Annotated in this window: 11 protein-coding genes; 6 read left to right on the top strand and 5 right to left on the bottom strand. The window is 45.1% G+C overall.

Annotation, left to right across the window (positions count from 1 at the left end; all coding sequences use genetic code 11):
• Positions 1-141 precede the first annotated feature (141 nt).
• The gene (locus B9G69_RS03505) at positions 142-1434 is read left to right on the top strand and encodes an MFS transporter (RefSeq protein ID WP_088616889.1); all 1293 of its coding nucleotides are present in this window, start codon (positions 142-144) and stop codon (positions 1432-1434) included.
• A gap of 8 nt (positions 1435-1442) precedes the next feature.
• Entirely contained in the window at positions 1443-2024 is a 582-nt protein-coding gene (locus B9G69_RS03500; protein WP_217897735.1) for a DUF2239 family protein, read from the top strand.
• A 244-nt stretch (positions 2025-2268) separates the two neighbouring features.
• On the opposite strand, the gene B9G69_RS03495 is transcribed toward B9G69_RS03500, so the two are convergent.
• Positions 2269-3366, bottom strand: a complete 1098-nt coding sequence (locus tag B9G69_RS03495; protein ID WP_088616891.1) for a competence/damage-inducible protein A — start codon at positions 3364-3366, stop codon at positions 2269-2271.
• A gap of 170 nt (positions 3367-3536) precedes the next feature.
• On the opposite strand from B9G69_RS03495, the gene B9G69_RS03490 reads away from it, so the two are divergent.
• From B9G69_RS03490 to B9G69_RS03475, 4 genes are all read left to right on the top strand, one after another.
• Positions 3537-4745: an acyl-CoA dehydrogenase family protein gene (locus B9G69_RS03490; RefSeq protein WP_265437953.1), complete on the top strand. Its 1209-nt coding sequence runs from the start codon at positions 3537-3539 to the stop codon at positions 4743-4745.
• A gap of 11 nt (positions 4746-4756) precedes the next feature.
• A complete protein-coding gene (locus tag B9G69_RS03485; RefSeq protein ID WP_088616893.1) occupies positions 4757-5473 on the top strand; it encodes a TrmH family RNA methyltransferase in 717 nt (238 codons plus the stop codon).
• Between the two features lie 124 nt (positions 5474-5597).
• Positions 5598-6509 carry a fused DSP-PTPase phosphatase/NAD kinase-like protein gene (locus B9G69_RS03480; protein WP_088616894.1) on the top strand — a complete coding sequence of 304 codons (912 nt, stop codon included), beginning with the start codon at positions 5598-5600 and terminating at the stop codon, positions 6507-6509.
• The gene (locus B9G69_RS03475) at positions 6509-6949 is read left to right on the top strand and encodes a hypothetical protein (protein WP_088616895.1); all 441 of its coding nucleotides are present in this window, start codon (positions 6509-6511) and stop codon (positions 6947-6949) included. The genes B9G69_RS03480 and B9G69_RS03475 overlap by 1 nt, the downstream gene beginning before the upstream one ends.
• Positions 6950-6982: 33 nt before the next feature.
• Here the strand turns inward: B9G69_RS03475 and B9G69_RS03470 are convergent, their stop codons facing one another.
• The 4 genes from B9G69_RS03470 to B9G69_RS03455 form a co-directional block, all read right to left on the bottom strand.
• Positions 6983-8143, bottom strand: coding sequence for a mechanosensitive ion channel family protein (locus B9G69_RS03470; RefSeq protein ID WP_176401011.1), 1161 nt, complete (start codon positions 8141-8143; stop codon positions 6983-6985).
• Complete coding sequence (locus B9G69_RS03465; RefSeq protein WP_265437952.1) at positions 8136-10310, bottom strand: bifunctional alpha,alpha-trehalose-phosphate synthase (UDP-forming)/trehalose-phosphatase; 2175 nt, start codon at positions 10308-10310, stop codon at positions 8136-8138. The genes B9G69_RS03470 and B9G69_RS03465 overlap by 8 nt, the downstream gene beginning before the upstream one ends.
• Positions 10311-10483: 173 nt before the next feature.
• Positions 10484-12613 carry a glycogen debranching protein GlgX gene (gene glgX / locus B9G69_RS03460; RefSeq protein WP_088616898.1) on the bottom strand — a complete coding sequence of 710 codons (2130 nt, stop codon included), beginning with the start codon at positions 12611-12613 and terminating at the stop codon, positions 10484-10486.
• 3 nt (positions 12614-12616) lie between these two features.
• Positions 12617-12871, bottom strand: coding sequence for a DUF2934 domain-containing protein (locus B9G69_RS03455; RefSeq protein WP_088616899.1), 255 nt, complete (start codon positions 12869-12871; stop codon positions 12617-12619).
• Positions 12872-13032: the final 161 nt, after the last annotated feature.

Raw genomic sequence — 13032 nt, 5'->3', positions numbered from 1 at the left:
GCTTTTTTATTTTGCGTTTAAGTTATTCCCTAGCGGATTCAGTGATTTACCCGGGTTCAATTATTATTACCCGGGTGATATTGCATTTTTAATAAAACCCGGGTAATATTGTTTCCATCAACCTTTTCAAAGGCATTTTAGATGGCGACAAGTGAAACTCAAAAAATTCCCTCCGGATCAGCATTGGTCTTTACTAAAAAGCAAAAAATCTTGGTGGGTCTTTTGGCCTTTCTGCAATTTACGATCATTCTCGATTTTATGATATTAGCTCCGCTCGGGGCGATTCTGATGCCGGGACTGAACATCACGGCGGGTCAGTTTGGAACTGTGGTTTCTGCCTATGCAATCAGTGCCGCTGTTTCCGGAATGCTGACAGCGGGGTTTGCGGATAAGTTTGATCGTAAAAAACTTCTGATGTTTTTTTACGTCGGCTTTATCTTGGGAACTTTATTCTGTGGTTTAGCTCCGAATTATCATTTCTTATTAGCTGCCCGTATTGTGACGGGACTTTTTGGGGGAGTGATTGGCTCTATTGTGATGGCAATCACAACGGATGTCTTCCCCTTACAGCAACGTGGTCGTGTCATGGGTTATTTACAAACGGCATTTGCTGCCAGTCAGATTTTGGGTCTGCCAGCGGGATTGTATCTTTCCAACCACCTAGGATGGCATGCGCCCTTTATTATGATCGTCATAGCCAGCGCCATTGCTGGAATTTTCCTCTGGATTCATATGGAACCGGTGACGGGCCATTTGGCTCTGCAAACAGATAAAAAGGCCTTTGTTCACCTGGCACATACTATTACTAATCCAAGATATTTATTGGCCTTTGTAACGACGGCCATTTTATCCATTGGTGGTTTTATGTTGATGCCTTTTTCTAGTGCCTTCACTGTTCATAATTTAGGAATTTCTTTAGAGCATCTTCCAATGATTTATTTGGTGACGGGGTTCGCTTCTATTTTGATTGGACCTCTGGTGGGTAAGATCAGCGATACGGTTGGAAACTTCAATACGTTCATTTTTGGAAGTATTATCAGCATTGTGACAGTTCTGATTTACACACATTTGGGAGTGACTGCGATGCCGATGGTGATGTTGATCAACTCGATCATGTTCGTGGGGATTTTCTCGCGGATGATTCCATCGCAAACTTTGATGTCTGCGATTCCCTCTGCGGATAGCCGTGGGTCTTTTATGTCTATTGGTGCTTCTTTGCAGCAAATGGCGGGTGGGCTAGGAGCTATCTTAGCAGGCGCCATCGTGGCTCAAGATTCGTCAGGTGCTATGCTTCACTATGATGTTATTGGTTATGTGATGACGGCATTGTCGCTGTTGGCTCTGGTGATGATGTATTTCATCAATAAAGACGTGATGGGAAAAAACAAAGGCGCGATGAAATTGGATCCTGCCGAAGCGCCAGCAGGGCACTAGGAGTTTATATGGGACCTAGAATGGATCGGACTTGCACGGCATTTGCGGGAACGAAAATAATTGCATCAGGTGACGTGCTGGCAGTTGCATTGAAAGTTAAAAAATATCTAAAAGATGGCAAAGAAAATGTATTGATCTTTGATGACGTCACCAGCGCACAGGTGGAGCTAGATCTCCGAGGCACTGTGGAAGCCGTTACAAAACGACTTGAGGCGATGGTCGAACCAGAAGAAAAAAAATCGGGACCAGGCCGTCCCAAACTGGGAGTAGTTTCTAAAGAAGTGACGTTGTTACCTCAACATTGGGAATGGCTGTCTTTGCAACCTGGTGGTGCTTCAGTGACTTTACGAAAACTCATCGAAGAAGCGAAAAAGAAAAATTTCGCCAAAGACCAAATTCGGCAAGCGCAAGAAGCTGTTTATAAGTTTATGCATGCCATGGCCGGGGATCTTCCTAATTACGAAGAGGCACTTCGAGCGATGTATGCGAATGACGCTAAAAAATTTAAAAAAATGATTGCGGACTGGCCTAAGGATATTCAGGAGCACGCTCTAAAGGTCGGTCAACAAGCGCTCGCAAACATTAAGTAGTGTTAGAAAGTGAACGGCACGCTCGCAGATTGTGAATGGTGCCAGGTCCTGTTTCTGGAAGCACTGTTTCCGGAAACAGGACCTGGCACCTTTTTGATGAAACCCAGGCCTATTCGCATTGGTGTAAGAAACAGCCGGTCGAATTTTACATCTATTATCGCAAAGAGCTTGCGCGCCAAAACTGGTTTAAAGATTTTCTGAAAACCATCCTAGCGTAATAGGGCCTTATTGGTGTTTCGCACCTTTAAAGATGTCGAAGCCAAAAGATCATCGCCATTTCAGCAAAGTATTGGGCGCGACGCTCTTTCATCGGCATGGCTTTATAAGGTGCCACGATGATGTCTGAAAATCTTTTGTTTCTGCGCTCGACGCTGACAAGTGCCGAATGTTCATCCTTGGGCGTGATGCTTAGTTTTATTTGTGCTTGGTCATCAATCGCATGACTTGAATAGGTCCAAGTTTTCCCGGTCATGAATTCACGCATCACTGGCATCAGGCGATTCAATAGAAATTGCCCAGTGCAGGAATCTAGAACGCTGACGGATTGATGATTTTTCAAAGCTAGCGATAACATCAACGGCACGTCTTGTTGATCGCGAGTGACGGTGATCGCCCTTAAAGCCTCGGTCACGCGCTCAACATGGGTACGCATTTTTTCTTCTTGTGATTTGTAAAAGGACATTTTTACTTCTACGTAAGGAAGATGAACACGATATCCTTTTTCAACATTCACATTAGCCAGAGCTTGCTCAACCAGTGTCGCGACATCCGATTCACCCATGCCGATTGTGTCCCAGTGACGGGTGATGAAGGGATCCATGCCTTCGATATTTTTATTCAGCCATTGATAGATTTCAGCATTCCACACGGATTCAATCTCGCGAGGGGGGCCCGGCAGAACAAAAATCTTTTTACCTTTGGCTTCAACGAAAAAAGCGTTGGCCGTGCCTTCGTTGTTTTTGATAATGCGCGAACCTTCTGGGAAATAACATTGCTGCCTTTGGATATCTTTAACCACGTAACCACGCGGCTCCAAACGGTCCTTGATGTGCTGCCATGATTCCTCGTCCCATTTTAGTTTCAGGCCCGCCCACTCCGCGATCATCTCACGAGTGAAGTCATCGGACGTGGGGCCCAAACCACCGGTCACGAACATCAAGTCAGAATACTGCCCGCAATAATCGAGGGATTCCAAAATGAGTTTTCGGTCGTCAGGAATGACCAGGTGGAGCTTGGTAGTGAGTCCCAGATTTTTCAGTTTCTCTGAAATCCAGGCTCCGTTTTTATTTACTATTTGGCCGTCGACCAATTCTGTTCCAATGCCCAAAACTGAAGCGATCATAGAAATCTCCGTCAATACTGCCCCTAGGTTAGGCCTATGATGAGGAAGCGTCCAGATTCTTCCTTGGAGGGCGTGAAATTTGCCATTACTGCATGGCGTTAGGGGCGCTAAGCCTTGCGGAATCCCTAGGGGTTTTCTAGATTCGCTACTCTATATATGTAGGAGCTACCATGTCCTTTAACTGGAAAGAATTTGATCTTTACAATCCAACCCCTGAGCACAGCATGTTGCGTGAAACTGTCAACGCTTTCACCAAAGCTGAAGTCGAACCTCAAGCTCACGAGTACGATCGTTCCGAAAAATTCAATCTTGGCTTGTTCAAAAAAGTCGGCGAACTGGGTCTTTTGGGGATCACAGTTCCTGAACAATTTGGCGGAGCAGGTATGGACGCAACCGCAGCGGCCATCGTGCATGAGGAACTTTCCGCCTCTGATCCAGGTTTTGCTTTGGCCTACCTTGCGCACTCGATGCTTTGTGTGAATAACATCGCGGTGAATGGCAATGATGAACAGCGTATGCGTGTTCTTCCAAAACTATGCTCGGGCGAGTGGGTGGGCTCTATGTCCATGTCTGAGCCGGCAGTCGGTACCGATGTGATGGGGATGCAGACCCGCGCCGAGAAAAAAGGTGACGGCTGGATTTTAAACGGCCGCAAAATGTGGATCACCAACGGCACGATCGACGAAAACAATACTCCTTGTGATTTGACTTTGGTGTATGCGATAACAGGCGAGAAAAACGGCCGTGCGCTTGTCTCTACATTCCTGGTTGAAAAAGATCATAAGGGCTTCCAAGTGGGCCAAAAAATCAAAGACAAATTGGGTATGCGTGGTTCGAACACAGCAGAGCTTGTATTCCAGGACTGCGAAATACCGGCTTCAGCTTTGATCGGTCACGAAGGTGATTCGATGTTACACATGATGCGCAACCTTGAAATCGAACGCCTGACATTGGCGGCGATGTCTTTGGGCATCGCCCGTCGTTCGGTAGAAATCATGAACCGCTATGCAACAGAGCGTGAAGCATTCGGTAAATCTTTGAATCACTTCGGTCAAATGCAGCGCTATATCGCTGACAGCTATGCGGAATATAAGTCAGCTCGCGCCTATGTTTACGAAACAGCTCGTCGCATGGATTTGAACAAAGAAGGAAATCGTCTGGATTCAGACGGTGTTAAACTAGTGGCGACAACAATGGCGAAAAACGTTGCGGACCGTGCGATCCAAGTTTTGGGTGGTTACGGTTACGTCGGCGAGTACGTTGTTGAAAGACTTTGGAGAGACGCAAAGCTGCTTGAAATCGGGGGCGGCACTCTGGAAGCTCACCAAAAAAATATCACTCGTGATTTGGCGAGAAATCCTGAATCCTTATACAAGTAGATCGGTCGTCCATGTTTCCCTACGGTTCTGATATCGAGATCAATGCAAATTTGAAAATGAGTTATGATGTGGTTCTAGAAAAACTAGGACCGCTTTTGACAGAGGACCGTCGTCAAAAAATTGACCGCGTGGTTTCCCAAAGAAATTTCGATACGGCCGTGGTTTTGGAAAGCATCTATGACCGTGGGAATATTTCTGCGGTGATGAGATCCGCTGAGGGTTTAGGCTTTGGCAATTTCCATGTGATCGAAACTCAAGAAAAATTCAAAGAATCTGCGCGAGTCACTCAAGGTGCCGACAAATGGGTCGAAGTTAAAAAGTGGAGCAACACCACAGACTGCGTAAAGAGTCTGAAAAGCCAGGGCTATAAGATCTATGTCACGCACTTGGATGCCCGTTCGAAACCGCTTCACGAAGTTGATTTCTCTGGTAAAACTGCTTTGGTGTTGGGAAACGAAAAAAATGGCGTGAGTCCCGAAATGGTTGCAGCCGCTGACGAATGCATCATCATTCCAATGACCGGCTTCGTTCAAAGCTTTAATATTTCCGTAGCAGGGGCATTGAGCCTTTACCATATCTCTCAAGATCGTTTGAAGCGTTCAGGATCTAATGCTTCTTTAACTCAGCAAGAGCAGGATATTTTGCGTGCCTATTACTATCTGCGCACTCAAGAATCGGGCTTCCAATATCTGGAAGAACTTTTTGCAAGAGGTCAGATAAAGGCTTAGCATTTTCTTTAGACAGAGTCGGCCGAGCTCGCTCGGCGTTACTGCGTCGTCGCTGTAGGATGTGCAGCTTCCTCCTTGCGCCTGGATAAAACTTGCCCGACACTGTTCTTATATGGAGAGACATATGAGAAAATGGATATTTCTTTTGCCTTTCGTTCTTGCTGCTTGTGCTGAAAAAAGCGTGGTTTCCGATCAACCCAAGGCCGTCGTGGCGGCTGAAAATCAACCGGCTTCAGCCGAAGTAAAAAATAAACTTCCATTCTTTATGACGAAACCCACTCGCACAGAACCGGTCGAGATGGTATTTGATTCTAAGTACGATGTTCGTAAACCAGTGAACTATCGTAAAAATGATTCCCTAAAAATGTCGGGCAGTGCCAGTTTCTCGCCAGCGGCTTTAAAAGACATCGCAAAGCCTGCGAAAAAGAAAAAGGCCCAGCTCTATATCTTTGACCTGCGCCAGGAATCTCACGGTTTGATCAATGATAAACCGGTGACTTGGCAGGCAGATCGCGATTGGGCCAATGCTGACTTGGGTCACGAAGACGTGATCCAGCGTGAACGTCGCTTGTTGGGTGATTTAAAGGTCGGCGAAAAAATCGCAGGTACAGAAATCAAAAGTATTGAAACAGAGGAAAGCCTGGTACGCAGTTCGGGTCATCATTACGTGCGTTTGACGGTGACTGACCATGTTCGTCCCACAGATGCAGAAGTGGACCGTTTTATCGAGGCGGTTCGTGATCTTCCGGAAAATAACTGGGTCCATTTCCACTGTCGAGCAGGTAAAGGTCGCACGACGACATTTATGGTCATGTACGACATGCTTCATAACGCCAAAACTGACTCATTCGATGCGATTATCGAGCGCAATACAAAACTAAGCGAAGACTATGATGTGATGACTATTCCTGCAGAAACGGATTGGAAATATCTGTATCAAAAAGAGCGCGCAGCTTTCATTCAGGAGTTTTATAATTACGCGAAGGCGAATCCCAAAGGGGAAGGGCAGTTTTGGTCAAATTGGGGTAAGAAATAATGAAAAGAGTTTTAGGTCTATGTCTGCTGATGCTGACATTGAGTTCCTGTGCGACTTTGAAAAAAACATTTTGCGATTGCGAACCTGAATTGGATTTACCGCCAGAATGTAAGCCGCGGGTGATTATTAAAAAAGTGCCTGGTCAGCCAACACCCGCGAAACCCCAGGTGAAAACGGGTGGCGGTATCGTCGTTCAACAAGCTGATTTGGAGTTGGGCGATAAGATGGCCCGAGCGATGGATTCCTATGTGTTTTCAAACGAGCCCGAGGAGTTTACAAATCTTTGCAAGGATGAGCGTTTCGATTGTTTTATCGATGACAAGCGTTTTCCTAAAGATCGCAAGCGCATCAAGCGCAAGGTTCCGGCGTTTTTGAGTGGCTCGAAGATGGGTCTTCAAGATGACAGACGTATCCACATTAAATACAACTTCTATCCATAAAAAAAGGGACCTCGTCGGTCCCTTTTTTATTTCTTAACTATTTAGTGAGGAGGGCCGTTGCTGTTGCTGCTGTTGGGCCTGGGGTTGATTTCCTCCACCATTGTTAGCAAAAGCTTCAACACCTTCCTCAGCTTCGGGGCCTTGCATGTAAAAGGGTCTGGCGCCCATTGAAAAGGACACATTTTCTTCATCAAACTTACGAATCATTTTTAGCATCAATACCTGCTGTGAATCGAAGTATTTATTAAAATCTGGGTCTTTAACCCAAAATACAATTTCGTACTTCAATGATGCCTCATCGAAATTCATAAGGTGACAGCGTTCAAAGCGCAGCAATGGATCTTCTTCGATAAACTGCTTAACCCATCCGGGAATCGCTTCCAGTTTTGATGTCTCTGTCATGTAGTTAATATTGAAATTCATCGCTGCACGGCGTTCCCACATGCGTTTGAAGTTCTTAATGCGGCTTTCTAGCAAATCTTTGTTTGAAAAGATCAGCTCCTCTCCGGATAAGCTGCGCAAGCGAGTGGTTTTGATTCCGATGTTTTCAACGGTTCCCATATCGTTTCCTGCAACGATAAAGTCTCCGACAATAAAAGGTTTATCTAGAAGAATGGACAGGGAGCCGAAAAGATCACCCAGGATGTTTTGTGCAGCAAGGGCCACCGCAATACCACCCACACCTAGGCCGGCAATGAGGGCTGCGATATCCACACCCAGATTGCTAAGACCGACAAGGACCAAGGCAATAAGGAATAGTCCTTGGATACCGGTCGCAATAAGGCGAATAGCAGAGGCTGATTCTCCATCCGTTGAAATTTTTCGTTGGACCACATCATCACGCCACATGCGGATACACTTAAGTCCCCACAACGCGATCTGAACTGCAGAGGCAAACACGAAAAGCAATAAGACGGCTTTTTTGCCAGTAGTTACTGCAGTGCTTTGAACGATCGGATGAAGGATCCAAAAGAAAAGCACCCACGTTTTAGTCGCAGCAAGACATTGCAAGAGAACATCGTCCCAGATGCCTTTAAACCCTTTCAAGACTCGACTCAGCCTTGATTGGGCAAACGTTAAAATGGTTTTGATAAACACAGCACCGCAAAATGCAATGCCTAACATCATTAACCAACCAAGGCCTGTGCCGCGATTCATTTCATTAAACAGAGAAAATTCGATCATACTAAGCATTTGCACTCCTTGCGTATTCATTCGGTTCACTGAGCAGTCGACTGACTTCGCTCAAAAATTCTGGAACTTGCTCCTGGGTGTCCAATCTAAGAGGAGCTACCGTCATTGCTGTTCCAATTTTAATATTTGTTCCTTTTCCGTCAACCACGCGGAACATGTCTTCGTCGGTACGATCGTCGCCAAGGCATATGTAATATGAATTGTCTTGATATGACGACTGCATCAGCCAACGCAGAAAACTTCCCTTGTTGCATTCGACCGCTTTTGCTTCGACGATCTTAGAGCCCATCATGACCGACACCGGTTCATTGCCCAGACCCACCTGAAGCTCCTCATCCAATTTTTTGGCCTGATACTCTGCAAAGCTTGCCGGAGACTGGCGATAGTGCCATACCAGACAAGCTTCTTTCTTTTCAATCCAAGAAAAAGGAACACGATCACAATAAGCGTTCATCATTTGTTCTGCTTCGCCGTACCATGCATCGACATCCAATGAAAGACGGCTTTGCCATTTTTGGCCAGCAAGGCGATAAAAGGCACCGTGCTCTGCCACTAATGTGATAGGAATGTCAGCAAATTGCTCATCCAAAAACACCCGTGGGCGACCGCTGATGATGATGACTTCCACCTCTTCGTTAAGGCGCGCAATCAAGTTTCTCATCTCTGAACTTAAAACAGCATCCTCGGGACGTTTTGTCAGGGGCACCAAGGTTCCATCATAGTCCAAAATCAAACGAATTCTTTTTTGTTGAAGACTCTCAAGCATGGCTTTGGGCCATGCTTTTGGATTGTGAGGCAAAAGGGCACAATGAGTTTTATCTTCTTTGGTATTTTCTAGATCCCCTAGGAAGCTTTCGGCCCATTTGGTCGCTGAATATTTCAGTAAAGTTTCTTGCAAGAATCGCAGGCGATGCTCTTTTTCAACCGGTGACATTCGGAAAGAGCGATAAATAGAATCCGCCAAAGCATCCTGATCCCATGGATTGATAATTAAAGCGTCTGGCAATAACGAGGCGGCTCCGGCGAATTCACTTAAAACAAGGACTCCCGGATTATTAATGTCTTGAGCCATCACGTATTCCATCGCAACCAGATTCATGCCATCGCGTTTGCTGGTAACCAGAGCTGCGTCAGATCTGCGATACAATGCTAGCAAAGTGGTTTCGTCGATCGAATTGTAAATATATTGAACCGGCACATAATCGGGGGTTGCGAATTCCCCATTGATGGCTCCAACGATTCTATCCAAATCCCTTTTGATTTTCGCGTACAAGGGAACTTTTTGACGAGTGGGAACCGCGACTTGCAAAAGGGTCACTTTACCAACCATCTCCGGATATTTTTTTAAGGCCCTTTGAAAACCTAAAAGTTTCAACTCAAGTCCTTTGGTGTAATCAAGTCGGTCTATTCCTAACAGTTGAAAACGATCAAAGCTACGTTGACGATAGACCGCACACTGCTTTTCAACCTCAGGCGAAGCAGCTTTTTGCTGATACTCTTCCGTGTCAATACTGATCGGATAAACGCCAAGATTTAGGACATGATCGCCAATTTCTGCTTTGAACATTGTCGAATCAATTCCCAAAAAGGCCTTTAAAGTCACATTGAAATGACGAAGATAGGAATGTTCATGGAAACCCAAAAGGTCGCAAGCGATCAACGCCTGTAAAATCTCTTCGCGAACGGGCAGCTGGCGAAAGATTTCATTGCTTGGAAATGGAATGTGCAAAAAGAAACCGACTTTGAGTTTCGGATTCTTTTCTTTAATCATTTTCGGTAACAGCAAAAAATGGAAATCGTGAATCCAAATTGTGTCATTGTCATTGGCGATGGCAAGAATCTCGTCGGCCATGGTTTGATTGGCTTGACGATAAACGTCCCAATTTTCTCGGTTAAAATTTGCTAGTTGAGTTTCATAGTGGAATAACGGCCAGATCAAATCGTTTGCGACTCCGTCATAATAAGTGTCGTAAATTTCTTTAGACAACATGACGGGATGGCAGCGAAGGTTGTCCTTAATTTCACCGGAACGCTCTTTTAGAATCTGTCCATTTTTTTTGTCTGTTTCAAAGCCGAACCAATAGAAGGGTTCTTTTAAACTAACGCCTAAAAGAGCGGAAACTAAACCTCCACTTCCTCGAGTTAATTTTTCAGTTTTTGGATTCACGTTGAAAGGGAGGCGGTTACTTACAAATATTCGTCTTGAATGTCCCAGCACAAATCACTCCTAGAAAATGCAAAAGAAACATTTCACACGATTATGTATATATTTAATTTCTGCAACTTACGCATTATTCATTTTGGAATTGAAAGATTCATTTGAAGAAATCCCAAAATTCTTTATGAATCTTTCAATTGCGTTAGCAGCAGCGTTGTATGGGGCTGAATTGTGAAGTGTTGGTCAATCCTCACGGGCACATCTTTGAACGATGGCTCCACCGATGTATCCACGATCAGATGCCAACTGCATTTTTGAAAATGCTGCGGGAACTTGAATTGTATTGCATCATCGCTGGCATTCATCATCCAGATGAAGTTGTCGTCGCTCAGAAGTTTTAATTTCTCATCCCATTCACGAATGGCAGAACCGTTAAACTCGAGAGCTATGCATTTTGCAAAGGATTGATTCCACTCCTCATCACTCATTTCTTCGCCCGTAGGTGTAAACCAAAGAACATCTTTTCGACCGCCAGGACGAAGTCCTTCACCCTCGAAATAATTTCTGCGATGGAACACAGGATGCTTTTTCCGTATTTCGATGACGGATTTGGTAAAATTCATAAGATTCTGATCAATGGATTTCCAGTCAACCCAGCTGATCTCGTTGTCTTGGCAATAGGCGTTGTTATTGCCGCGCTGTGTTCGACCCATCTCATCGCCGGCAACTAACATGGGTACGCCTTGTGACAATAATAAAGTCGTCAAAAAGTTTTTTTTCATCATCGTACGGATTTTATTTATTTCAGGATTGTCAGTCGGGCCTTCAGCGCCCCAGTTACGACTGTGATTATTATCATTTCCGTCCCGATTATCTTCCAGATTTGCTTCATTGTGTTTTTGATCATAAGAAACAAGATCATTAAGAGTAAAGCCATCGTGGGCCGTGATAAAGTTGATACTTGCTGTAGGACCACGTCCCGACGGACCATAAAGATCACTGGAGCCCATCAAGCGGTATCCAAGGTCTGCGATGCGTCCTTCTTCACCTTTCCAGAATGCTCTTACTGTGTCTCGGAATTTATCATTCCATTCCGACCATTGGTCTGGAAAGTTGCCCACCTGGTAGCCACCTTCGCCTAAGTCCCAAGGTTCGGCGATAAGTTTTACTTCTGATAAAATGGGATCTTGCTGAAGGATACTAAAGAAAGAGTGAAGCTGATTCACCTCATGAAATTCCCGAGCCAGTGTGGAGGCTAAGTCAAAACGGAAGCCATCCACATGCATCTCTGTCACCCAATATCTTAAACTGTCAGTGATAAGGCGGAGCACATGGGGATTGACGACGTTGAGGGAATTTCCGCAGCCCGTGTAGTCCATGTACAATCCAGGTGAGTCGGGTACAAGTCTATAATAAGAGGAATTATCGATCCCCTTAAAACTCACACAAGGGCCCATTTGGTTGCCTTCTGCAGTGTGATTATAAACAACGTCCAAAATAACTTCTAAGCCCGCTTTATGAAGGGCCTTAACCATCTCCTTGAATTCGTGCACTTGGGCACCATTGCTGCCTCGAGACGAGTACCGCCAGTCTGGCGCAAAGTATCCGATCGTATTATAACCCCAGTAGTTGTGCAGGCCTTTTTTCTGAATGGAATCTTCTTCGACAAATTGATGAACCGGAAGCAGTTCCACTGCAGTGATGCCAAGATTTTTCAAATACTCGATGGCTTTTGGATGGGCCAAGCCAGAATAAGTGCCGCGAATATTTTCTGGAATCTCGGGATGAAGTTTAGTGAATCCTTTGACGTGCATCTCGTAAATGATCGATTTATTCAGAGGAGTTTTAGGGGCGCGATCATCACCCCAATCAAAACGGGTGTCGATGACAATGGATTTCGGCATAAAAGGGGCACTATCACGAGAATCAAAGGATAAGTGCTCATCCACGTGTTCGATGTCATAGGAAAAGAGGGAGGGATCCCACTTAATCCCGCCCGAAGTGGCTTTGGTGTAGGGATCGAGCACCAATTTATTTGGATTAAAGAGCAGACCATTTTCTGGTTCGTAACGACCATGCACGCGGTATCCATAATGCTGGCCGGCTTTCAAGCCCGGGATGAAGCCATGCCACACTTTATAAGTCTGCTCGATCAAATCGACTTGGGCGAATTCCTCGCCCTTTTCGTCGAACAAACAGAGAATTACTTTTTCGGCATTTTCAGAATACAGCGCGAAATTCACGCCATCAGATGTCAATGTGGCGCCTAATGGAGTCGGAGATCCTCTCCAGCATTCAATTTTTTGAATCATGATTTAACCATTCAACATTTTGTCGATTTGTTCTTCGGCGCGCAGCCAATAGATATTGTTATCAGAGGAAAATCCTTCGCGTTCTGCTAGGTAAAACGCAGTTTCGCGAATCATGCGCTCCCGTTCCTCCGCACTCACTTTTCCCGTTTGTGTGTTCGTGGGAGCAGATTTTGATTCGGAGTCTGAATTGAATGATTCTGGATTTGGTTGTGATTTATTATTTTTGTTTAATTTTTCTGAACTACTTAGTCTCGGCATTTCATCCTCCTGAAGAACAATTTAAGTATCGTGTCTTGTTGTTTAGAGAAAGAAAACTCTTTTGTATTTGAGCTTTGACAAACTTATCGAGAAGTTTTTTAAACTTTCCTTCGCTTGATCTAGATTTACCACCAGGCCGCAAGTTCGCTCAGAATGTAGGT

Origin of the sequence: Bdellovibrio sp. SKB1291214 (assembly GCF_002209355.2) — a bacterium.
Lineage (GTDB): Bacteria > Bdellovibrionota > Bdellovibrionia > Bdellovibrionales > Bdellovibrionaceae > Bdellovibrio.
The sequence above is the reverse complement of the archived record's forward strand: the minus strand, read 5'-3'. Positions and strand labels throughout refer to the sequence as shown.